General features: G+C 70.1%; 19 protein-coding genes. 17 read left to right on the plus strand and 2 right to left on the minus strand.

Annotated elements, in window-relative coordinates:
• The first annotated feature begins 5 nt into the window (after window positions 1–5).
• From EGK76_RS04700 to EGK76_RS04735, 8 genes are all read left to right on the plus strand, one after another.
• Entirely contained in the window at window positions 6–1,211 is a 1,206-nt protein-coding gene (locus EGK76_RS04700; protein WP_123831800.1) for an acetate/propionate family kinase, read from the plus strand.
• A 406-nt stretch (window positions 1,212–1,617) separates the two neighbouring features.
• Entirely contained in the window at window positions 1,618–3,999 is a 2,382-nt protein-coding gene (locus EGK76_RS04705) for a xylulose 5-phosphate 3-epimerase (protein ID WP_123831801.1), read from the plus strand.
• A gap of 349 nt (window positions 4,000–4,348) precedes the next feature.
• Window positions 4,349–4,810: a DMT family transporter gene (locus EGK76_RS04710; RefSeq protein ID WP_123831802.1), complete on the plus strand. Its 462-nt coding sequence runs from the start codon at window positions 4,349–4,351 to the stop codon at window positions 4,808–4,810.
• Window positions 4,811–4,815: 5 nt separating this feature from the next.
• The gene (locus EGK76_RS04715) at window positions 4,816–5,442 is read left to right on the plus strand and encodes a hypothetical protein (protein ID WP_096300581.1); all 627 of its coding nucleotides are present in this window, start codon (window positions 4,816–4,818) and stop codon (window positions 5,440–5,442) included.
• A 41-nt stretch (window positions 5,443–5,483) separates the two neighbouring features.
• Window positions 5,484–5,849 (plus strand): DUF6164 family protein, encoded by a 366-nt coding sequence (locus EGK76_RS04720; RefSeq protein ID WP_123831803.1) that lies wholly within the window; start codon window positions 5,484–5,486, stop codon window positions 5,847–5,849.
• Window positions 5,850–6,306: 457 nt separating this feature from the next.
• Entirely contained in the window at window positions 6,307–7,866 is a 1,560-nt protein-coding gene (locus EGK76_RS04725; RefSeq protein WP_123831804.1) for a leucyl aminopeptidase, read from the plus strand.
• A gap of 54 nt (window positions 7,867–7,920) precedes the next feature.
• The gene (locus EGK76_RS04730; RefSeq protein WP_123831805.1) at window positions 7,921–8,670 is read left to right on the plus strand and encodes a sulfurtransferase; all 750 of its coding nucleotides are present in this window, start codon (window positions 7,921–7,923) and stop codon (window positions 8,668–8,670) included.
• Window positions 8,667–8,888, plus strand: coding sequence for a hypothetical protein (locus tag EGK76_RS04735; protein WP_096298709.1), 222 nt, complete (start codon window positions 8,667–8,669; stop codon window positions 8,886–8,888). The genes EGK76_RS04730 and EGK76_RS04735 overlap by 4 nt, the downstream gene beginning before the upstream one ends.
• Before the next feature lie 517 nt (window positions 8,889–9,405).
• Here the strand turns inward: EGK76_RS04735 and EGK76_RS04740 are convergent.
• Window positions 9,406–11,250, minus strand: coding sequence for a DEAD/DEAH box helicase (locus tag EGK76_RS04740; protein WP_123831806.1), 1,845 nt, complete (start codon window positions 11,248–11,250; stop codon window positions 9,406–9,408).
• 203 nt (window positions 11,251–11,453) lie between these two features.
• Here EGK76_RS04740 and EGK76_RS04745 point away from each other — a divergent pair, with 203 nt between their 5' ends.
• The 8 genes from EGK76_RS04745 to EGK76_RS04780 all read left to right on the plus strand — a co-directional run bounded on the left by EGK76_RS04745 (window position 11,454) and on the right by EGK76_RS04780 (window position 20,583).
• Window positions 11,454–12,128, plus strand: a complete 675-nt coding sequence (locus EGK76_RS04745) for a glutathione S-transferase (RefSeq protein ID WP_123831807.1) — start codon at window positions 11,454–11,456, stop codon at window positions 12,126–12,128.
• The gene (locus EGK76_RS04750) at window positions 12,125–13,711 is read left to right on the plus strand and encodes a YdiU family protein (protein WP_233580154.1); all 1,587 of its coding nucleotides are present in this window, start codon (window positions 12,125–12,127) and stop codon (window positions 13,709–13,711) included. Before EGK76_RS04745 ends, EGK76_RS04750 begins: the two co-directional genes overlap by 4 nt.
• 378 nt (window positions 13,712–14,089) lie before the next feature.
• Entirely contained in the window at window positions 14,090–15,961 is a 1,872-nt protein-coding gene (locus tag EGK76_RS04755) for an ATP-binding cassette domain-containing protein (protein WP_096298703.1), read from the plus strand.
• A gap of 53 nt (window positions 15,962–16,014) precedes the next feature.
• Window positions 16,015–17,364, plus strand: coding sequence for an aminodeoxychorismate synthase component I (locus tag EGK76_RS04760; protein WP_233580155.1), 1,350 nt, complete (start codon window positions 16,015–16,017; stop codon window positions 17,362–17,364).
• 108 nt (window positions 17,365–17,472) lie between these two features.
• The gene (mltG, locus tag EGK76_RS04765) at window positions 17,473–18,633 is read left to right on the plus strand and encodes an endolytic transglycosylase MltG (protein WP_123831808.1); all 1,161 of its coding nucleotides are present in this window, start codon (window positions 17,473–17,475) and stop codon (window positions 18,631–18,633) included.
• Complete coding sequence (tmk, locus tag EGK76_RS04770; RefSeq protein ID WP_096298699.1) at window positions 18,630–19,271, plus strand: dTMP kinase; 642 nt, start codon at window positions 18,630–18,632, stop codon at window positions 19,269–19,271. Before mltG ends, tmk begins: the two co-directional genes overlap by 4 nt.
• Entirely contained in the window at window positions 19,268–20,200 is a 933-nt protein-coding gene (locus EGK76_RS04775; protein WP_123831809.1) for a DNA polymerase III subunit delta', read from the plus strand. Before tmk ends, EGK76_RS04775 begins: the two co-directional genes overlap by 4 nt.
• 23 nt (window positions 20,201–20,223) lie before the next feature.
• Complete coding sequence (locus tag EGK76_RS04780; protein WP_096300575.1) at window positions 20,224–20,583, plus strand: PilZ domain-containing protein; 360 nt, start codon at window positions 20,224–20,226, stop codon at window positions 20,581–20,583.
• A 48-nt stretch (window positions 20,584–20,631) separates the two neighbouring features.
• Here the strand turns inward: EGK76_RS04780 and EGK76_RS04785 are convergent, their stop codons facing one another.
• On the minus strand, window positions 20,632–20,829 hold the full coding sequence (locus EGK76_RS04785; RefSeq protein ID WP_123831810.1) for a hypothetical protein: 198 nt from the start codon (window positions 20,827–20,829) through the stop codon (window positions 20,632–20,634).
• Between the two features lie 147 nt (window positions 20,830–20,976).
• On the opposite strand from EGK76_RS04785, the gene EGK76_RS04790 reads away from it, so the two are divergent.
• Window positions 20,977–21,555 carry a TetR/AcrR family transcriptional regulator gene (locus EGK76_RS04790; RefSeq protein WP_123831811.1) on the plus strand — a complete coding sequence of 193 codons (579 nt, stop codon included), beginning with the start codon at window positions 20,977–20,979 and terminating at the stop codon, window positions 21,553–21,555.
• Window positions 21,556–21,652 lie beyond the last annotated feature (97 nt).

Consider the following 21,652-nt stretch of genomic DNA (forward strand, 5'->3'; position numbering starts at 1 on the left):
CGACGATGAGCGGACACGGATCCGACCTGATTCTCGTGCTGAACTGCGGCTCGTCGAGCATCAAGTTCGCCGTGTTCGAAGCCGGCGAGGGACCACCGGCGCGCGTACCGGCCTGGAATGGCAAGGTCCAGGGCATCGGCGGCTCGACGCCGGATTTCGGTGAAACCGGCGTGCCACCGTTCGCGGTCACGCTGGACGCAAGCGACCCCCATCGCGCGGCGCTGCAGATCATCAGCGAGCGTCTTGCCGTCCGTCTCGAAGGCCGGCGCATCGTCACCGTGGCGCATCGCGTGGTGCATGGCGGGGTGAAATATGCAGCGCCGATCAGGGTGGACGCGGCGGTGCTCGCGGATCTGATTTCCTATGTGCCGCTCGCGCCGCTGCACCAGCCCTTCGCGCTGGAAGCGATGGAGATCCTGCTGCGCGAGCGCCCCGATATTCCGCAGGTTGCGTGTTTCGACACCGCGTTCCACCACACCCTCGACAAGGTGGAGAGACAGTTGCCCCTGCCGTATGCGGCCTGGGAGCGCGGCCTGCGTCGATACGGCTTCCACGGCCTGTCGTACGCCTACATGACGGTCGCATTGCCCGAGCGCCATGGCGCGCTCGCGCGCGGCCGCACCATCGTCGCCCATCTCGGCAGTGGCGCAAGCCTGTGCGGCATGCGCGAACTGCGGAGCGTGGCGACAACCATGGGCTTCTCCGCACTCGACGGGCTGATGATGGGCACGCGCACCGGCGTTCTGGACCCGGGGGCGCTGCTCTACATGATGGAGATCGAGAAGCTCTCGCTCCAGGAGGTGGCGCATGTGCTCTACCACCAGTCCGGACTCCTGGGCGTGTCGGGCATCTCGTCGGAGCCGCGCGTGCTGCTGCCGTTGGAGGCAGGGGACGAGCCGGAAGCATCGCGTGCGCGCGATGCGCTGGCGCTGTACGTGCGGCGCATCGTGCGCGAGATCGGCGCGCAGGTGGCGGTGCTCGGCGGGCTCGACCTGCTGGTGTTCACCGCGGGCGTCGGCGAGCACAGCGCGGAGATCCGGAAGCGGGTCTGCGATGGCCTGGCATTTCTGGGGGTGGCGCTGGACCCCGTGGCCAATGCAGCCGATGCGACCACGATCTCGGCGCCATCCAGCGCGGTCATCGTCGGCGTCGAGCCGACCAACGAAGAATGGATTGCCGCGAGCCATGCGCGGCGACTGGTAACGGGATGAAAGCGCGCACGCCGCCGCCCCTGTTGTCTGTATCCGGCAGCAGACGTGCCGGGCGAACGGCGGGTGCGCCGGTGTATGAACTCCCGGACTCGGCCGGGGGCGGCTCGGCGCGCGTTCCGGGCGGAGGGCCGCCCGCCCGCGCACAGGTCTCTCACCGGCCCGGTCATAGCGATGCGATTGCGGCGGGTTCCTTCGCGCTCCGGCACGGTCCGCGCGCGCAGCATGTCCAAGAGGGCAGCGCCGCACCCTGCAGTCCGCAGCGCCGCCGGAGGCCGTCCTACAGGCTGCGTGGCTGACTGACCGGCAACCGTGCGCCTGGCGCGCAGGGCGAGACGCCGGATCGGGACAGCCCGCGGCCGGTTCGCAAACCGCAATTCGGATCGAACGTTCCCCTGGAGGATTCCCGATGGTCTCGAACGCCCCCCTGCAACCGAGCTGGCACGACGGCCACGGCCCCATCGTGCATCGCCCCGAGACCATCGAACGCGTCGAACGGCTGCTGATACGGCTGCATGCCGCAGGCCGCATCGAGGACCTCGCCTCGGCCCGGGCGTTGTTGGCGGCGGCCGACCGGGTGGCCTGCGTGGCGATGAGCGTGGTCGCGCACATGACCTATGCACGTCGGATCGACCTGTCCGGCGCACCGCTCGAGGCGATCGACTTCAAGCCGGTGCCCGAAGGCCACACCGGCGGTGCGTTGAACATGGTGCCGGCGTTCGTCGGTTACCTGCTGGCGAACGCATTGACCTCGACCACGCGCGGGTGGCTGATGGGGCAGGGCCACTGCGTCGCCGCGATCGAGGCGGTCAATGCGCTGACCGGCGACGTTTCGGCGACGCAACGGGGCCGCTACGACCGCAGCGAGGCGAGTCTGTCCAAGCTGATCTGCGACTTCTACTCCTACGCCATCGGCGCCGACGGCCGGTCCGCGGTGCCCGTCGGCAGTCACGCCGGCCCCAATACCGCAGGCGCGGTGTCGGAGGGCGGCTACCTCGGCTTCGCCGCACTCCAGTACGTGCACATGCCGCTGCCGGGCGAGCGGCTGGTGGCCTTCCTCAGCGATGGTGCGTTCGAAGAGCAGCGTGGCTCGGACTGGGCGCCGCGATGGTGGCGTGCCGAGGACTGCGGGATGGCCGTGCCGGTGATGATCCTCAACGGCCGGCGCATCGAGCAGCGCACCCAGATCGTGCAGGAGGGCGGCGCGACCTGGCTGTCGGAGGACCTGCGTCATAACGATTTCGCGCCGGTCATCGTCGATGGACATGATCCGGCGGCCATCGCCTGCGCGATCATCGAGGCCGAGGCCGCCCTGCAGGCATTCGCCGAGCAGCACGAGCGTCGCTATCCGGCCCCGCTGCCCTATGTCATAGCCGAGACCGAAAAGGGCTTCGGATTCCCTGGTGCGGGCACCAATGCCGCGCACAACCTGCCGCTGTCCAGCAATCCGCACGCGGATGCGCACGCACGCGCGGCATTCAATGCAGGCGCGCAGGCGCTGCATGTCGCGCCCGCCGAGCTGGACGCGGCACTCGACACCCTGTCCGTGCATCGGCGCCAGCATCGGCCACCCGAAAGTGCCCATGCCATGGCGCATCGTCGACCGCCGGCGCCGCTGCTGCCCGAGCCGCAGTGGGAGACGCCGCGCGCCATCGGGAGTGCGATGGTCTCGATCGATCACTGGTTCGTGGCGCTCGTGGAGGCCAACCCGGGCCTGCGCGTACGCGTGGGCAACCCGGACGAGCTGGCCAGCAACAAGATGGGTGGCACCCTCGCGCGGCTCAAGCACCGGGTCAACGTCCCGGAGCCGGGGGTGGCGGAGTCGTTGCACGGGGCAGTGATCACCGCGCTCAACGAGGAAGCGGTCGCCGCGGCCGCGCTCGGCAACAAGGGCGGGCTGAACCTCATCGTCAGCTACGAGGCCTTCGCGATGAAGATGCTGGGCCTGCTGCGCCAGGAGGTGGTGTTCGCGCGGCGCCAGCGCGAGCTGGGGCAGTCGCCGGGCTGGATATCGGTGCCGCTCGTGGTCACGTCGCATACCTGGGAGAACTCCAAGAACGAGCAATCCCACCAGGACCCCACGATCGGCGAGGCACTGCTGGGCGAGATGTCGGACACCGCGCGCGTGCTGTTTCCGGTCGACGGCAATACCGCCACCGCGGGCCTGCGCGCGATCTACGGCGGCCGCGGCGAGGTGGCGTGCGTGGTGGTGTCCAAGCGCGACGTGGTCCAGCACTTTGCCGCAGATGCGGCGCAGATGGCCGTCGCACGCGGCGCCGCTGTCGCCATCGGCAGCCCGCTCAATGCCGAGGTGCAACTGGTCGCGATCGGCGCCTACCAGCTGGACGAAGCGATGAAGGCCCATGCGCATCTGGCCGCGCACGGTCGCCGTGCCTGCGTGACCGTGGTGCTGGAACCGGGCCGGCTGCGCGCGCCGCGCGATGCGATCGAGGCCGGGTTCGTGCTCGACGACGCCGCGCTGCAGGCGCTGTTCCCGCCGGGGCTGCCGCGCGTGCTGCTGAGCCACACCCGGCCCGAACCCATGCTCGGCGTGCTGCGCCGGATCGACGAGGGGCCGGCCAGGATGACCGCGCTGGGCTACATCAGCCGCGGTGGCACGCTCGATGTGCCTGGCATGCTTTTCGCCAACCGCTGCACCTGGGCGCACGCGGTGGATGCGGCGGCGTCGCTGGCCGGCTGGTCGCGCGAGTCGGTACTCGGCGAGGCCGCGTTGCGGGCCATCGACGGCGTCGGCAACCCGGCCGACCTGCGTGAACCCGACGCTGGCTGAGTGAAAACCACCGCCGCGCGAGCATGGGTTTTTCGCTGCCGCTGCCGCTGCCGCTGGCGTCGGCCACGGCGCGGCGCACGTCATTCGCGCTGGGCTCTTGCGACCCCGGCCGAGATCCGCCGGAGATCGGATCGCCGCGGGGCATCCGCGTCAGCTGGAACATGCAGTGGACGCTGAGCCGGGTAGGCGAGCGCACCGCGTGGTGCAGGGCGGTATCGAGGTCACAGGCGCTGTTGATATGGCGGCCCCGGACGCTCGCAGGCCGCCCAGCGTGCAGCTCCAGACTGGCGGCGAGTGCGTTTTCGCCCGGCGTTAGACTGGGCTTCTTCTTGTCTGGCGGGAGACCGCGATGAACCTCTGGCTGCTGGGCAGCGCGGCACTGGCTGCCATCGTCGGCATGGTGCTGCCGCTGCAGGCGCTGCTCAATGCGAGGCTCGGCGCCCTCACTGCAGGCGCATTGTTCGCGTCCTTCGTGTCGTTCGCGGTGGGCACGCTGGTATTGGCGATGGTCCTGGTGGTGGCGCGCACGGCCTGGCCGTCGTTCCGCGAGCTGGCGGCATTGCCGCCCGGGCTGTGGCTTGGCGGAATCATCGGCGCGGTCTTCGTGTTCTGCGGCACCCTCCTCGTGCCGCGCCTGGGCGCGGCTTCGCTGATCTGCCTGATCGTGTTCGGCCAGGTCGTAGGCTCGCTCGTGGTCGACCACCTCGGCGTGCTGTCGACGCCGCGGCCCGTCGATGCGGTGCGCCTCGCAGGCGCGGCGCTGGTCTGCGTTGGTGCCCTGCTCGTGGTGCGTCCGTGGGGCACGGCGTGAGTGCACTGGTCCCGGCGCGCTCGCCGCTCGTACTGCCCGAGCCCCTGGATGCGGCATTGGTCGACGCCTATGGGAATCCGCCGCGTGCCTACCATTCGCTCGATCACATCGAAGCGCTGCTGCGTCTCTACGACGAGGTGGCCGAGGGCCCCGGCTGGGCGCAGCCGCGCGAGGTCTATCTGGCGATGCTGTTCCATGACGCCATCTACGACGCGCGCCGGGACGACAACGAGGCGCGCTCGGCGGCGATGGCCGCCGCGGAGATTGCGCGCTGGCTGCCGGATGCGGGGATCGACATTCCACGCGTGGCCGAGCTCATCGAGCTGACGGCGCGGCATGGCCAGCTCGTCGCCGATGATTTTCCCCGCGATCCCCGCGGCGACGACACCCGCCGGTTCCTCGATTGCGACATGGCCATTCTTGGCGCGTCGCCCGCGGCGTTCGATGCCTACGACCGCGGCATCGCCGCCGAATACCGGCATGTGCCGCGCTGGACGTATGCGCTGGGCCGTCGCCGCTTCCTCAAGGGCCTGCTGGCCCGCGAACGGATCTTCCTCGACGACGGGTTCCATGCGCGTTTCGACGCCCAGGCCCGCCACAACCTGCGACGCGCGGTGACCACCAAGCGTTGAACACAGGGCTGGGCCGCGCGGCCCCGCGTTATCATCGCCACATGGCCAAGCTGCTGCTCAATCTGCGTTACGTTCCCGAGGATGAAGCCGCCGACGTGCGCGACTTCCTCGATGCCGCCGGCATGGAGTGGTACCAGACCAGACCCAGCCCGTTCGGTATCTCGCATGGCGGCATCTGGCTGCGCAACAACGAGGATTTCGCCGAGGCCAAGCGCCTGATGGCGGAGTACCAGCGCGGGCGCCAGGCGCGGGCACGCGCAGCGCGCGAACGTGCCGAGCGCGAGGGCACCACGGAGACGTTTGCCGATATCGCGCGCGCCGATCCGGTGCGGCTGGTCATGATCGTGCTGGCGATCATCTTCCTGATCGGGCTGATGGCGGTTCCCGGTTACATGCTCTCGCGCTGAGACGCCCTGGCGGTCCGCGTTGCGTCTGCTGCGCAGATCCGCGGTCTCGCAGCCGCGCCTATCGATCGCGCGCCGGTCCTTGATGACCGCGACCAATCCGCGACAGCCCGGACGAAGCCGGCGCTTGCGTTCCGATCTCAGCCGCCCGCTCGCGGACACCTGAGCAAACGTGGATGGGCGATGCCCGGGAGCTGGCTCTGCTGCTGCGTTCGCGCCCGAAGGGCAGCTACCTCGCGCTGCGTACGCCGCGCACGATCGGCGGCCAGTTTCGCGCAGCCGTGGACGGAACGCCCCTTGCCGCGAGTCACCGATGTCTGCGCCAGCCGGGGTGGCGCAGCGAATGGTTGACCTTCCACCGCCATGACCTCCGGCAGGCCCGCGCGCGAGCAGGCGTTGTTATGGTCGCGGGTTGCCAGTGCCCGCCCCGGGGCACGTCCCGCCGTTGTCTGGAGTTGCCATGCGTTCGTTCCGCCCGCTCAAGCCCCTGCTGCTCGCCAGCCTGATCGCCACCTTTTCCCTGCCAGCCGCTGCGCAGCGTGACGTCCGCTTCGATGCGCATGGCGCACCGGCCACCGGCACCCTCGTGCTGGCGGTGGAGGAAGTGGCCGAGGGCGCGTCTCGCGCGGGTACATTCGCCCGGCTCGATGCCGCCAGCAATGGCGCGCTGACCCGCGCGGCGGCGTCGGCAGGCTTCAGCGGAAAGCTCGGCAGCCAGCTCGAGCTGCCCGGCATGGCCGGGTACGACCATATCCTCCTGGTGGGTGCCGGCAGCGGGCCCGCCGATGCGCAGCGCATCGAACAGGTGGGCGGCCATGTCGGGCGTTTTGCGGCGCGCAGCCGCGCGCCCCAGGTCGACGTGGTCTGGGACGGAAATGAGCCCGGCGCCGCGGCGCAGCTGGCCTTCGGCGCCACGCTGGGTCAGTACCGCTTCGATACCTACCGCAAGCAGCGCGAGGATTCGCCGGCGGGGCAGGGCAGCCTGGTCGTGCGCAGCCCGGAAGGCGCCGCGGCCGCACGCAGCTGGGATGGCGACTGGCAGGCGGTCGCCGAAGGCGTCGCGTTCGCGCGCGACCTGGTGACCGAGCCGGCGAACGCGCTGTATCCGGAGGAATTCGTCGCACGTACGCGCGCTGCGTTCGCGGGCAAGCCGAACGTCAGCATCGAGGTGCTGGACGTGCCCGCGATGGAGCGCCTGGGGATGGGCAGCCTCTTGGCCGTCGGCCAGGGCAGTGTGCGGCCGCCGCGCCTGATGCTCGTCCGCTACAACGGTGGCGCGCGCGGCGAGGCGCCGGTGGCCTTCGTCGGCAAGGGCATCACCTTCGATTCGGGTGGCCTTTCGATCAAGGGCAGCGAGAACATGTGGCGGATGAAGTACGACATGGCCGGCGCGGCGAGCGCCACGGGCGCCGTGCTCGCGCTTGCCGGCCGTGGCGCGCGGGTCAACGCGGTCGCGGTCGCGGCGCTGGCCGAGAACATGCCGTCGTCTACCGCCTCGCGCCCGGGCGACGTGGTGCGCACCGCCTCCGGCCGCACCTACGAGATCATGAGCACCGACGCCGAGGGCCGCATGGTCCTCGTCGATGCACTCTGGTACGTGCAGCGCCAGGACAACCCGGCCGTGATCGTCGACATCGCCACGCTGACCGGCGCTATCGTCACCGCACTGGGCAACGACTATGCCGGCCTCTTCACCCGCGACGACGCGCTGGCCACGCAGCTGCAGCGCGCAGGCGAGGCGGCCGGTGAGCCGGTGTGGCGCATGCCGATGCATCCGGGCTACGGCAAGATGCTGGAGTCGCCGATCGCGGATCTGCGCAATGGCGGCGGGCGTCCGGGCTCGGGCACCGCGGCGCACTTCATCGGCGAGTGGGTCGATGCCGGCCGTGCCTGGGCACACCTGGACATCGCCGGCATGGCCTGGCGCGACGGCAGCGAGGTATCGACGGTTCCGATGGGGGCTTCGGGTTACGGCGTGCGCCTCTTCGACCGTTTCGTCCGCGACAACCACGAGCGCTGACGACCGCTGCGGGGTCGCGGATCGCTGCGGCGATCCCGACCTTACAATGGCGCCATGATCCAGAACCTCGCCGCCTATCACTTCGTCGCGATCGACGATCCCGACAACGTCGCCGCGTGGCTGCACGGTCTCGCCGTGGAAGGCGGCCTGCTGGGGACCGTGCTCGTCGCGCCGGAAGGCGTGAACCTGTTCCTGGCCGGAGCGCCGGAGGCGATCGACGCGTTGCTCGCCGCGCTGCGCGCCGATGTCCGCTTCGGGACGCTGCAGGCCAAGCTCAGCGGTAGTGCGGTGCAGCCCTTCGGCCGCCTGAAGGTCAAGGTCAAACCCGAGATCATCAGCTTCCGCAAGCCTGAAGCCATGCCGCTCACCGCGCCCGCGCGGGCGCCCGAGGTCGCGCCCGCGGTGCTGGCGCGCTGGATCGCCCAGGGCCACGACGATGCCGGCCGGCGACTCGTGCTTCTCGACACGCGCAACCGCGAGGAATTCGCTCACGGCACGTTCGAGGGCGCGCTGACTCTGCCGATCGACAATTTCACCGAGCTGCCCGACGCGCTGGCGCCGCACCGCGAGGCACTGCGCGATGCGACCGTGGTCAGCTTCTGCACGGGTGGCATCCGCTGCGAAAAGGCGGCGCTGTGGATGCGCGCCGACGGCATGGACAACGTGCTGCAGCTCGACGGCGGCATCCTGGGCTATTTCGAGCAGATTGGCGGCTTCGGCTACGACGGCCGCTGTTTCGTGTTCGACGCGCGCGTGGCACTCGATCCCCAGTTGCGTCCGCTGCAGGATGGCGTCGCCGCATGAGCTGGCTCGGCTTCGTGCTGGTGATCCTCGGCATCTGGCTGGCCTTCAAGGTGGCCGGCGTGGTGTTGCGCCTGATCGTGACGGTGCTGATCGTCATCGCGGCCTACTGGTGGCTGGCCCCGTATTTCGGCTGGCCGACCCTGGGCGAGCTGTTCCATGTGCTGGGGCCCGATGTGCGGGTGCCCGACATCGCGCTGCCGGAACTCGGCCTGCCCTGATCCCGGCGGCCAGGCGCACACGGCGACGCCGCGGGAAATGGTCCGGCCACGCGTGCATTGCCGTGAAGCGGCTCTGCCGCAGTCGTCGGAGCTGCACGGGCAGGACGCTGATCGCAGGACATTCCCGCTGCGGGCATGAGGGCCAGTCGAGGGCGCTCCCACATGCACCGGGCTGCCGGGCATGATCGGCCCCGGCAACGCGCGGTCGCGCGCCGGGCTGGCGTTCAAGTGAGGGAGCAGGTGAGGCGGCCGCGCAGGTTGCCTGATCGCGTGTCGTCGATTCGCTGGCGTGCAGGACGCCGAAGGTGCAGCTCTTGAAGCTGCGCCGCTGCCGATGCATCCGGGTCGCGGCATGCGCCGCGACGGTGGATGCGACTCGACTGTGCCGGAGACCGCGCTACGGGTCCTCGGGCGCATATGCTGCGGCCGGCCCGCGCCCTGCCGCAGCGACCGGCAGGGCATCCGCCCCGCCGGATTCGAAGATTCGCTTACCGCTTACCGCTTACCGCTTACTCGCTCAGCGCGGGTCGCGACGCGGCGGTCCCTTGCGCGGGCCACCCGGCTTGAAGCCCCCCGGCCTGTTCCCCGGCGGCTTGGCGCCGAACGGGCGCTTGGCACGCGGCGGCGCGGCGGTCATGTCGGCGTCTTCGGCACGGCGGATGCGGATCGGCTGGCCGCCGACGCGGACCTTCTTCAGGTGCTCGAGCAGCTCCTTGGGCATGCCTTCGGGCAGGTCGACCAGGCTGTAGTCGTCGCGGATGTCGATGCGGCCGATGAACTTGCTCTCCAGGTCGGCTTCGTTGGCGATCGCGCCGACGATGTTGCCCGGCTGCACGCCGTGCACGTAGCCGACCTCGATGCGGAAGGTCTCCATGCCGACGTCCGGGTCGCGCGGGCCGGTGTCCGGACGCGGTGCGCGCGGTTCGCGGGGCTCACGCGGTTCGCGCGCCGAACGCGACGCTTCGCGGCCACCCGGACGTTCGACGTATTCGCGCTCGAATGCCGGCTTTTCCGGCTTGCGCGGCGGCTCGAGCAGCAGGGGTGTGCTGCCCTGGACCACCTTGGCCAGTGCGGCCGCGATTTCGGCCGCGGGCACGTTGTGTTCGCGCTCGTAGCGTTCGATCAAGTCGCGGAAGATGCCCAGGTCGCTGCTCTCCAGCGCGGTCGTGATCTTCTCGAGGAACTTGGCGACGCGCGCCTCATTGACCGTCTCGACGCTGGGCAGCTGCATCTGCTCGATCTTCTGCCGCGTGGCGCGCTCGATGGCGCCGAGCATGCCGCGTTCGCGCGGGGCGACGAACAGGATGGCCTCGCCACTGCGACCCGCGCGGCCGGTGCGGCCGATGCGGTGCACGTAGCTCTCGGTGTCGTATGGAATGTCGTAATTGAGCACGTGGCTGATACGGTCGACGTCCAGGCCGCGGGCGGCCACGTCGGTCGCCACCAGCACGTCGAGACGGCCGTCCTTGAGGTTCTGGATCGCACGCTCGCGCTGCTTCTGGTCCAGGTCGCCATTGATTGCCGCGGCCGACAGCCCGCGCGCCGCCAGCTTCTGTGCCAGTTCCTCGGTCCCCAGCTTGGTGCGGGCGAAGATGATCATCGCGTCGAAGGGCTCCGCCTCGAGGATCCGCGTCAGGGCGTCGAGCTTGTTGACGCCGCTGACCATCCAGTAGCGCTGGCGGATGTTGGCCGCGGTCGTCGTCGTCGACTTGATCGCGATCTCGACCGGATCCTTGAGGTAGGTCTGGGCGATGCGGCGGATCTGCTGCGGCATCGTCGCCGAGAACAGTGCGACCTGGCGCGACTCGGGCGTCTTCTTCAGCACGGCCTCGACGTCGTCGATGAAGCCCATGCGCAGCATCTCGTCGGCTTCGTCGAGCACCAGCGCGCGCAGTTCGGACAGGTCCAGCGAGCCGCGCTCGAGATGGTCGATCACGCGTCCCGGCGTGCCGACGATCACCTGCACGCCGCGCTTGAGCGCGCTGAGCTGCTGGGCATAGCCCTGGCCGCCGTAGATCGGCAGCACCTGGAAGCCGGGCATGAACGCCGCGTACTTGTGGAAGGCCTCGGCCACCTGGATCGCAAGTTCGCGGGTCGGCGCCAGCACCAGCGCCTGGGGCTTGCGCTGCGCGGGATCGATGCGGGCCAGGACCGGCAACGCGAACGCGGCGGTCTTGCCGGTGCCGGTCTGGGCCTGGCCCAGCACGTCGCGGCCGGCCAGCAGCGGCGGGATCGTCGCGGCCTGGATCGGGGAGGGTGATTCGTAGCCCACCGCGGCAAGCGCGCGCAGCAGCGGCTCGGGCAGGTTGAGGTCGGTGAACTTGGGGGATTCGTCGGGCGTGATGGGCGTCTCGGCGCTCATAGTGCGGTCTCTCATAGCGCCGGCGCAGGGCCGGGCGGGGAACCGCATAGTCTAAACCGGGCGGGCGGGCGAAGGATTCGATCACGGCGCCGTCACGCGACCGCGATGGCTGCCGTTCACGTCCCTGGGGGCGAAGCGGCGCGACCCTTCGGTTCGTGCGGCCGCGTCCCCATCTGCAACAGGATCGCACCGGAAACCCCCTCATGATCCGCGTCCACCATCTGGAAAACTCGCGTTCGCAGCGTGTGCTGTGGTTGCTCGAAGAGCTTGGCCAGCCCTACCAGGTCGTCCGCTACGCGCGTGACCCGAAGACGATGCTTGCGCCCCGGGAGCTGCGCGACGTGCATCCGCTCGGCAAGGCGCCGATCGTCGAGCTGGAAGGGCGCCGCCTGGTCGAATCCGGCGCGATCATCGAGGCCCTGATCGAGCGCTTCGATACGGAACACGCGATTTCTCCGGGCCCGGAGGATGAAGACGAACGTCTGCGCTACCGGCAGTGGCTGCATTACGCGGAAGGCTCGGCGATGCCGCCGCTGCTGCTGTCGCTGGTGTTTTCCCGCCTGCGCAGCGCGCCGATGCCGTTCTTCGTGAAGCCGGTTGCCCGCGGCATCGCCGACAAGGTCACGCAGGCCTTCATCGCCCCGCAGCTGCAGACCCACCTCCAGTACATCGATCGCGAGCTGGGCGCCTACCAGTGGTTCGCGAGCGACCGCTTCACCGCGGCCGACATCCAGATGAGCTTTCCCCTGGAAGCGGCCGTCGCACGCGCTCCGGACCTGGTCGGTCCGAACATCCGCCGGTTCGTCGAGCGGATCCACGCACGCCCCGCATACCTGCGCGCGGTCGAGGCCGGCGGGCCGTTCGAGCTGGGCCGGTGAGCGGCCCGGCATCCGCTGCGCTGGCCCACGGGCTGCGCTTCGACAACCGCTTCGTGCACGCGCTGCCCGGCGATACGGAGTCCGGCAGCCGGCGCCGGCAGGTGGAGGGCGCGGCGTGGTCGCCGGTGCTGCCCACGCCGGTCGCGCGCCCGCGCCTGCTCGCGCACTCGGCGGAAATGGCGCGCGCGCTCGGCTTCGACGCCGAGACGGTCGCCTCACCCATGTTCGCCGAGGTCTTCGGCGGCAATGCGCTGGCCCCGGGCATGATGCCGTTCGCGTCCAACTACGGCGGCCACCAGTTCGGGCACTGGGCGGGTCAGCTTGGCGATGGACGCGCGATCACGCTCGGAGAAGGCGTGGCGGACGACGGGCGGCGCTGGGAGCTGCAGCTCAAGGGTGCCGGTCCGACGCCGTACTCGCGCACGGCCGACGGACGCGCGGTGCTGCGCTCGTCGGTGCGCGAGTTCCTGTGCAGCGAGGCCATGCACCATCTCGGCATTCCGACCACGCGTGCGCTGTCGCTGGTGGCAACCGGCGATGCGGTCGTGCGCGACATGTTCTACGACGGCAATGCCGCGCCCGAGCCCGGCGCGATCGTGTGCCGGGTCGCGCCCTCGTTCATCCGCTTCGGCCATTTCGAGCTGCCGGCCTCGCGCGGCGACATCGATCTGCTGCGCGCGCTCGCGGACTTCACGATCGCGCGCGATTTCCCCCATCTCGAAGGTGACGGCGAGGCGCTGTACGGCGCGTGGTTTACCGAAGTCTGCACCCGGACCGCGGAAATGATTGCCGGCTGGATGCGGGTGGGCTTCGTCCACGGCGTCATGAACACCGACAACATGTCGATTCTCGGGCTCACCATCGATTACGGCCCCTACGGCTGGGTGGACAACTACGATCCCGACTGGACCCCCAACACCACCGATGCCCAGGGTCGCCGCTACCGCTTCGGCTGGCAGCCACGGGTCGCGCATTGGAACCTGGGGCGGCTTGCGCAGGCATTGTCGCCGCTGTTCGACGACGTCGCGCCGCTGCAGGCCGGACTGGATGCCTATGCCGAAACCTACGCGCGGCTCGAGCGCGAGACCACCGCCGCCAAACTCGGCCTGCCGGACTTCCGCGACAGCGACGGCGATGCGATGCGTGCGCTGCAGGGGCTGCTGCAGGCGGGCGAAGTCGACATGACCCTGTTCTTCCGCGGGCTCGCCGATCTGGATCCGCAGGCGCCCACGCTCGATGTCGTCGCCGACGCGTTCTACGACGAGGCTGCGCGCGACGAAGTCCGCACGCGGCTGGAGGCGTGGCTGCAGCAGTACGCGGCGCGGCTGCGCGAGACCGGCGAGCCGGCCGCCGACAGGCGCGCGCGGATGCACGCCGCCAATCCGAAGTTCGTGCTGCGCAACTATCTTGCGCAACAGGCGATCGACCGGGCAGAGGCCGGCGACCCCGACGCCATCGCGGAACTGCTCGATGTCATGCGCCGCCCCTACGACGAGCAGCCGGGTCGTGAGGCGTTTGCCGCCAGGCGTCCGGACTGGGCGCGCACGAAGGCCGGCTGTTCGATGCTGTCGTGTAGTTCGTGACAAGTCGCGTTCCGCCGCAGGCGGAACACCGACGCCCCTCTCCCCACGGGAGAGGGGAGGACCATCGGCGGACGCCGATGGTGGGGTGAGGGCAGGCTTTCCCGGAATTCCTCCCACGCCCTCGCGAGCGACGCCCATCGAGGCCCTCCCCTGCATGGCGGGGGAGGCATAGCGGGCGAGGCTTGGGAGGAGGGCCATCGGCCCGCCCCGGGATGTCTGGTGTCAGGGTGTCCCACCGACGACCGCCTTGAGGTTGCTTCGACACGGAGGCTTCGCCCCCGCCAGCCCTCTCCGCAGGCGGGGGAGGGCTTAAAGACGCCGCAAGCGCGGGCGTTCGCCCACGCAGCCGCAGCCGTCCAGACCCGGTAGAATCCTCCGATGCCTTTGATGACCTTGAATGACGTCGACTACAGCGTCGGCGGACCCTTGCTGCTGGACGGTGTGGAATTGGCGATCGAGCGCGGCGAGCGCGTCGCGCTGATCGGCCGCAACGGCGCCGGAAAATCCACTCTGATGCGCCTGATCGACGGCGAGATCCGACCCGACGACGGCGAGATCCGCCGCGAGCAGGGCGTGCGCGTCACCCGCCTCGAGCAGGAAGTGCCCGCCGGCGCGGACGGCAGCGTGTTCGACGTGGTCGCCGGGGGGCTGGGCGAAGCCGGCGCCGCGCTGGCCGAATATCACCGGCTGCTGCATGCCGAGGATTACGACGCGCTGGCCGACGTGCAGGCGCGCATCGAAGCGCTCGACGGCTGGCGCATCGATCAGCGCGTGACCGAGGTGCTCGAGCGCCTGCAGCTCGACGGCGATGCCGAGTTCACCCGCCTCTCGGGCGGCATGAAGCGCCGCGTGCTGCTGGCGCGCGCCGTGGTGTCGGCGCCGGACATCCTGCTGCTCGACGAGCCGACCAACCACCTCGACATCGCCGCGATCGACTGGCTCGAGGGCTTCCTCAAGCAGTGGCCCGGCGCGATCGTGTTCGTGACCCATGACCGGCGCTTCCTGCGTGCGCTGGCGACCCGGATCGTCGAGATCGACCGCGGCAAGGTGACCAGCTGGCCCGGCGACTGGCACAACTACGTGCGCCGGCGCGAGGAGCGGCTCAATGCCGAGGCCCAGGAACAGGCCCGTTTCGACAAGCTGCTGGCCCAGGAGGAGACCTGGATCCGGCAGGGCATCAAGGCCCGTCGCACGCGCGACGAAGGCCGCGTGCGCAGGCTCGAGGCGATGCGCAACGAACGGGCCCAGCGCCGTGATCTGACCGGCAACGTGCGCATGGCCGCCGCGCAGGCCAATGCCTCGGGCAAGAAGGTCATCGAACTGAAGGACGTGTCGTTCGCGTTCGGCGAGCGACGCCTGATCGATGGCTTCTCGACCACGATCTTCCGCGGCGACCGGGTGGGCCTGATCGGCGCCAACGGCACCGGCAAGACCACGCTGCTCAAGCTGCTGCTCGGCGAGCTGCAGCCGCAGTCCGGTGAAGTGAAGGCCGGCACCCAGCTGCAGATCGCCTACTTCGACCAGTATCGCGCCACGCTGCGCGAGGACTGGAACGCGCTGGAGAACGTCGCCGAAGGCCAGGATTTCGTCGAGATCAACGGCACCCGCAAGCACGTGATCGGCTATCTGCAGGATTTCCTGTTCACGCCGGAACGCGCGCGCGCGCCGATCACCCGGCTGTCGGGCGGCGAGCGCAACCGCCTGCTGCTGGCCAAGCTGTTCGCGCAGCCGTCGAACCTGCTGGTGATGGACGAACCCACCAACGATCTCGACGTGGAGACGCTGGAGCTGCTGGAAGAGCTGCTGGCCGAGTATCCCGGCACCCTGCTGCTGGTCAGCCATGACCGCGACTTCCTCGACAACGTGGTGACCTCGACGCTGGTGATGGAAGGCGACGGCCACGTCGGCGAATACATCGGCGGCTACGAGGACTGGCTGCGGCAGCGCCCGCAACCCGGCACCGCGTTGCCGGCCACCACGCTGGCACCGAAGGCCGCCACGACCGCGGCGCCGGCCGACGCAACCGCGACCCGCCGCAAGCTCAGCTACAAGGATCAGCGCGAACTCGAGCAGTTGCCGGGTCGCATCGAGCAACTGGAGGCGGAGATCGCCCGCCTGACCAGCGAGATGCAGGGCGCCACGTTCTACCAGCGCGATGCGGCCGCGATCGCCGCGCATGGTGAACAGCTGCGGACAGCCCAGGAAGCGCTCGACGCCGCATACCAGCGCTGGACCGAACTCGACGCCTGAAGCGGCCGGGCGTCCGCGCACGTCAGCATGACCGCAGCCCACAGGATCCCGCCGTGCTGATCACCCATCCGCTTGCCCCCGGGACCGACCTGCTGGCGCTGCAACGCGCGGCGCCGACGCGACACCCGCTGCTGCTGCAATCGGTGGCCCACGGCACAGCGCATGCGCGCTGGGACCTGCTGCTGGCCACCGACGGCACGCGTCTGCAGCTCGACCCCGACGGGGTGACCCGTGACGCGGCCGGTGCGCCGCTCGATGGCGGCTTTCTGGACGCTCTCGATGCGCAATGGCGGACACTGCGCCAGCCCCGCGAGGAGCCGCGCTGGCCGTTCCGGGGCGGCTGGGCGCTGTATCTGGGCTATGAGCTGGCGGCCCAGGTCGAGCCGGTCCTGACGCTGCCGGACGCAAGTGGCGGGCTGCCGGTCGCGGTCGCCTGGCGCTGCCCCGCGGCGATCCTGCGCGACCATGCCAGTGGCGAGTGCATCGCGGTCGCCGAAGCCGGCGCCGAGACGCTCCTGGCGGCACTCGTGGCCGCAGCCGGGCAGCCGGTCCCTGCCGCGCCCGACTGGCAGGCGCCGGTCGCGCTCGACGAGGACGCCCCTGAACGCTTCACGGGCGGGGTGCGGCGCGTGCTCGACTACCTCGCCGCCGGCGACGTCTTCCAGGCGAATCTCTCCCGCGGCTGGCGGGCCCGCTTCGCCGGCCCGCTGGATCCTGCGGCGTTGTATGCGCGGCTGCGCGAGCACAATCCGGCGCCCTTCGCCGGCCTGCTGCAGGGGGACGGCTGGGCGGTGGCCAGCGCATCGCCCGAGCGGCTGGTTTCGGTGCGGGGCGATCTGGCCGAGACCAGACCCATCGCCGGCACCCGCGCGCGCTTCGATGGCGACGATGACGCGGCGCGTGTGCAGGAACTGGTCGGCCATCCGAAGGAACGCGCCGAACATGTGATGCTGGTGGATCTGGAGCGCAACGATCTGGGCCGGGTCTGCGTGCCGGGCAGCGTCGAGGTCGATGAACTGATGTGCGTGGAGAGCTATGCCCACGTGCACCACATCGTCAGCAACGTGCGTGGCCGGCTGCGGCCCGGGACCACGCCCGGCCGCACGATCGCCGCGGTGTTCCCCGGTGGCACGATCACCGGTTGTCCCAAGGTCCGCTGCATGCAGATCATCGCCGAGCTCGAAGGGCAGGGACGCGGCGCCTACACCGGCGCGATGGGCTGGCTGAACCGTGATGGCGACCTGGACCTGAACATCCTGATCCGCAGCGCCGAGGTGGAGGGCGATACCGCGCGCTTCCGCACCGGGGCCGGGATCGTCGCCGACTCCGATCCCGATCGCGAACTCGAGGAAACCCGCGCCAAGGCGCGCGGCACCCTGCGCGCACTCGGCCTGTCGGGCTGATCGCAGGGCGACGGGCGCAGGCCGCCCGGTCGCGGCGGTGTCTGTATGGCCGCCGGCCTGCCACGGTATCCTGCCCGCCCGCTTCCACAGTGACGGCCACCGCCGCCCATGACCGATTCCGCAACGCCCCGCGCCCGCCGCCGCATCCTGCCCGTCCTGCTGAGCGGGGTCGTGGTGATCGCGCTGCTCGCCGGCGTCGCCGCGTTCCTGCTGCACGCGCGTTACACCCGCTTTGCCGATGGACCGATGACCGGGCTGGCCGATGCCGGCACCCTGGTGGTCGCGCGCGGCGACTCGTTCCAGCGTGTGCTCGGACGCCTGCGCGAGGCCGGCGCGACCCAGGGGCATGAACTGGAATGGCGCGTGCTCGCACGCGAGCTGGGCGCCGATTCCCGGATCCAGGTCGGCGAGTACCCGCTGGCCCCGTCGATGACGCCGCGTGAGCTGCTGATCCGGATGCGCGACGGCAAGGTCATCCATCACCGTTTCACGATCGTCGAAGGCTGGAACATCCGCGAACTGCGCGCAGCGCTGGCCCGCGCGACGCCGCTGGTGCAGACCCTGCAGGACATCGACGATGCCGAGCTGATGGCGGCGCTCGGCAAGCCGGGCGTGCATCCGGAGGGGCGCTTCCTGCCCGAAACCTATCTCTACACCACGGGCGACAGCGACGTGGACCTGCTGCGGCGTGCCAACGCCGCGCTGGAAGCCACCCTCGACCAGGCCTGGGAGACGCGCGCGCCGGGACTGAAGCTCGAAGATCGCGAAGCGGCACTGGTGCTGGCCTCGATCATCGAGAAGGAAACCGGCATCGCAGAAGAACGCCCTGCGATCTCGGGCGTGTTCAACCGCCGCCTCAAGCTTGGCATGCGCCTGCAGACCGATCCCACAGTGATCTATGGCATGGGCACCGCCTACGACGGCAACATCCGCCGCAGCGACCTGCAGACCGACACGCCCTACAACACCTATACCCGCGATGGCCTGCCGCCGACGCCGATCGCCATGGCGGGCGCCGCGGCGATCCAGGCCGCCACGCATCCCGCCGACGGTGACGCGCTGTACTTCGTCGCCGTCGGGGACGGCAGCGGGCGCCATGTGTTCTCGCCGACCTACGCCGCACACAACGTCGCCGTGCGCGATTACGTGCGCCGCTACCGCGCGCGCCACGGTGGCGGCAACGCGGGCAGCAGCCCTGCCGCAGCGGCCGAGGAAGCGCCGAACGAGGTCGAAGTGGAAGCCGCCATCGGCGCGGACGACAGCGAGTGAGCGCATTGCGTACGTATCCGCGCTTCGTCACGGTCGAAGGCGGCGAAGGGGCGGGCAAGACCACGGTGCTGCACGCCCTGCGCGAGGCGCTGTCGGCGGGCGGCGACGACGTCGTGTGTACCCGCGAGCCCGGCGGCACACCGCTGGCCGAACTGATCCGTGGCCTGCTGCTCGATCCCGGGCACGAGCCGGCGGCGCCGGACACCGAGCTGCTGCTGATGTTCGCCGCGCGCGCCCAGCACGTGCGGATGACCATCCTGCCCGCGCTCGAACGCGGCGCCTGGGTGGTCAGCGACCGCTTCACGGACTCCAGCTATGCCTACCAGGGCGGCGGACGTGGCATCGACCCGGCGCGTATCGCCGCGCTGGAAGCGGCGCATGTCGGGATCGCGCCGGCGATCACGCTGCTGCTCGATCTGGGCGTCGCCCAGGGCCGCGAACGCGCCCGCGGACGCGATGCGTTTCCCGATCGGATCGAGGCGGAGCAGGACGCGTTCTTCGAGCGCGTCCGACGTGCGTTCCTGGCCCGCGCGCAGGCCGAGCCGCAGCGTGTCCACGTGATCGACGCCACGCGCCCCGCAGACGTTGTCGCGGAGGACGCCGTACGCGCGCTCACCGCGGCGCGGGGCAGGGCATGAGCGCGAAAGTCGCCTTCGCGCCCTGGCAGGCACGCATCCACGAGCAGGTGCGCGCGGCGCTCGACAGCGGTCGGCTCGGCCACGCCCTGCTGTTCTGCGGGCCGGCGCGGCTGGGCAAGCGCGCGGTCGCCGATGCGCTCGCCGCGCATGTTCTGGGCCTGGATCGTGAAGTGCGCAGCGCGCAGCTGCTCGCTGCCGGCACCCATCCCGATTTCCATGCGGTCTCGTTCGTGCCGACCAAGGACGGCACCAAGCTGCGGACCGAGATCGTCATCGAGCAGATCCGCGAACTGTCGGCCAAGCTGTCGCTGACGCCGCAGTACGGCAGCGCCCAGGTCGCGATCGTCGATCCCGCGGACGCGGTCAACACCGCCGCCTGCAACGCGCTGCTCAAGACCCTCGAGGAACCGCAGCCCGGGCGCCACCTCTGGCTGGTCGCGGGCAATCCGCTGCGTCTGCCCGCGACGATCCGCAGCCGTTGCCAGCGCATCGAGTTCCGCCTGCCGCCACGCGAGGAGGCGCTGGCGTGGCTGCGCGGGCTGGGACATCGCGACGCCGATGCCGTCGAAGCGCTCGACGCTGCCCGCGGACATCCAGGCCTCGCTGCGGACTGGCTGGAGAGCGGTGGCATGGCGCTGCGCCGGGAAGTGGCCAAGGATCTTGCCGGCGTGACCAAGGGCGAGCTTGCCATCGTCGCCACCGCACAGCGCTGGGCCAATGGCGACGATGCCGCGGAACGCGTCGCGCACGCTGCCGATCTCGCGCTCGCCCGTGCATCCGGCTTGACCGATGTCGCGGGAATCGGGAAGCTGGCCGCGTGGTTCGATTCCGCCAATCGCACCCGTGACCTGCTCAGGACCACGGTGCGTGCGGACCTCGCCATTGCCGAGCTGCTGCTCGCATGGCGCGGCGCCATCGCCCGCAACTGACTTCTTCGCTGGAATCGCAAGCCATGAGCGCAACCGCCGCAGGCGCACGTCAGGGCATCCTGTCGCTCGCCGTCAAGGACAAGGCCGCGCTGTACAACGCGTACATGTCCTATCTCAAGCAGGGCGGCATCTTCGTGCCGACCTCCAAGCGCTATTTCCTCGGTGACGAGGTCTTCCTGCTGTTGACCCTGCCCGAGTCCAGCGATCGCCTGCCGGCCGCCGGCAAGGTGGTCTGGGTGACGCCGGTCGGCGCGCAGGGCAACCGCACCGCAGGCGTCGGCGTGCAGTTTGCCGACACCCCGGAAGGCGAGGCGGTCAAGAACCGGATCGAGACGCTGCTCGCCGGGACGCTGCAGTCGGAGAAGCCGACCCACACGATGTGAGTCGGTCGCCGCCCGCATCGCGCGGGCCGCGTGTCAGGGACGATGCGCTCAGCGCGCGTCGTCGCGCATCGCGCGCAAGGCGGGGTGCCGGATTTCCACGAGATGGAACAGGTAGCCCCCGCGCAGACCCAACGCGACGCAGCAGTTCGTCCTCTCAGCCGTGGGCAGTGACTCGTCGTGCTCTTCCTGGATCGCCTTCTTGGATCGCGGACGCGCCGGTCGGGAGAGCTTCTTGATCCGGCCCATGGCTGCATAGGCCTCCGGCACCGCAGGCTACCCTGAGCGATTCGCGCTGTGGCGGACCTGGAAGGGCCTGGATGCGGATCCTCAGGTTCTCCAAACCGGCCGGGAGGTATAAACCGGAACTCCCCGATCGTCGTCACGGTGCGTGTCATGGCTAACCGAAAGCCAGCCAGCAACGCCCGCGGGCGCATTCTCGATGCGGCGCTTGCCGTATCCGATCGGGTGGGCGCGGCGCATCTGACGCTCGACGCGGTGGCGGCCGAAGCAGGCGTCAGCAAGGGCGGCGTGCTGTACCACTTCGCCAGCAAGGATCTGCTGCTCAAGGGTGTGGTCGAGCACCAGATGGATCAGCAACGCAGCAATCTGGAGACCGCCGAAGCGATGTTTCCATCGGGTCCGGGCGGTTACCTGCAGGCCTTCGTGCATGCCCAGCGTCAGGGCATGGAAGCCAAACTGCACGGACCGAAGGCGACCCAGTCCCTCATCGCCGCGGCGGTCAATGCGCCCGAACTGATGGACTCGCCCCGCCAGCAGGCGCGGGGGCATATCGAACGCCTGCGTGCGCTAGGCCCGGATTTCGTCGACGCGCTCATCTTGACGTTGGCCCTGGACGGCCTGTTCTTCGGCGATACCTTCGAGATGCTCGATCTGACCGCGTCCGAGCGCAAGGCGCTCATCAAAGCACTGGAAACGCGCGCCGCCGCGCTGGCGGCGCGGCATCCCGGCTGAGGGGCGTCCCCACGGCGCGACGCAGCCGCGCGCGGATCGGATCGGATTACCGGTGCGGTGGGCCCGGATTCAGTGGCCCCGAACGACTATCCAGGGT

The sequence above is a fragment of the Luteimonas sp. 100069 genome, assembly GCF_003813845.1.
Classification (GTDB): domain Bacteria; phylum Pseudomonadota; class Gammaproteobacteria; order Xanthomonadales; family Xanthomonadaceae; genus Luteimonas; species Luteimonas chenhongjianii.

What these genes read in the sequence shown, in the direction of transcription:
- EGK76_RS04700 (WP_123831800.1), top strand. Translation starts at nt 6, where the DNA reads ATGAGCGGACACGGATCCGACCTGATTCTCGTGCTGAACTGCGGCTCG.
- EGK76_RS04705 (WP_123831801.1), top strand. Translation starts at nt 1,618, where the DNA reads ATGGTCTCGAACGCCCCCCTGCAACCGAGCTGGCACGACGGCCACGGC.
- EGK76_RS04710 (WP_123831802.1), top strand. Translation starts at nt 4,349, where the DNA reads ATGAACCTCTGGCTGCTGGGCAGCGCGGCACTGGCTGCCATCGTCGGC.
- EGK76_RS04720 (WP_123831803.1), top strand. Translation starts at nt 5,484, where the DNA reads ATGGCCAAGCTGCTGCTCAATCTGCGTTACGTTCCCGAGGATGAAGCC.
- EGK76_RS04725 (WP_123831804.1), top strand. Translation starts at nt 6,307, where the DNA reads ATGCGTTCGTTCCGCCCGCTCAAGCCCCTGCTGCTCGCCAGCCTGATC.
- EGK76_RS04730 (WP_123831805.1), top strand. Translation starts at nt 7,921, where the DNA reads ATGATCCAGAACCTCGCCGCCTATCACTTCGTCGCGATCGACGATCCC.
- EGK76_RS04735 (WP_096298709.1), top strand. Translation starts at nt 8,667, where the DNA reads ATGAGCTGGCTCGGCTTCGTGCTGGTGATCCTCGGCATCTGGCTGGCC.
- EGK76_RS04740 (WP_123831806.1), bottom strand. Translation starts at nt 11,250, where the DNA reads ATGAGCGCCGAGACGCCCATCACGCCCGACGAATCCCCCAAGTTCACC.
- EGK76_RS04745 (WP_123831807.1), top strand. Translation starts at nt 11,454, where the DNA reads ATGATCCGCGTCCACCATCTGGAAAACTCGCGTTCGCAGCGTGTGCTG.
- EGK76_RS04755 (WP_096298703.1), top strand. Translation starts at nt 14,090, where the DNA reads ATGCCTTTGATGACCTTGAATGACGTCGACTACAGCGTCGGCGGACCC.
- mltG (WP_123831808.1), top strand. Translation starts at nt 17,473, where the DNA reads ATGACCGATTCCGCAACGCCCCGCGCCCGCCGCCGCATCCTGCCCGTC.
- EGK76_RS04775 (WP_123831809.1), top strand. Translation starts at nt 19,268, where the DNA reads ATGAGCGCGAAAGTCGCCTTCGCGCCCTGGCAGGCACGCATCCACGAG.
- EGK76_RS04780 (WP_096300575.1), top strand. Translation starts at nt 20,224, where the DNA reads ATGAGCGCAACCGCCGCAGGCGCACGTCAGGGCATCCTGTCGCTCGCC.
- EGK76_RS04785 (WP_123831810.1), bottom strand. Translation starts at nt 20,829, where the DNA reads ATGGGCCGGATCAAGAAGCTCTCCCGACCGGCGCGTCCGCGATCCAAG.
- EGK76_RS04790 (WP_123831811.1), top strand. Translation starts at nt 20,977, where the DNA reads ATGGCTAACCGAAAGCCAGCCAGCAACGCCCGCGGGCGCATTCTCGAT.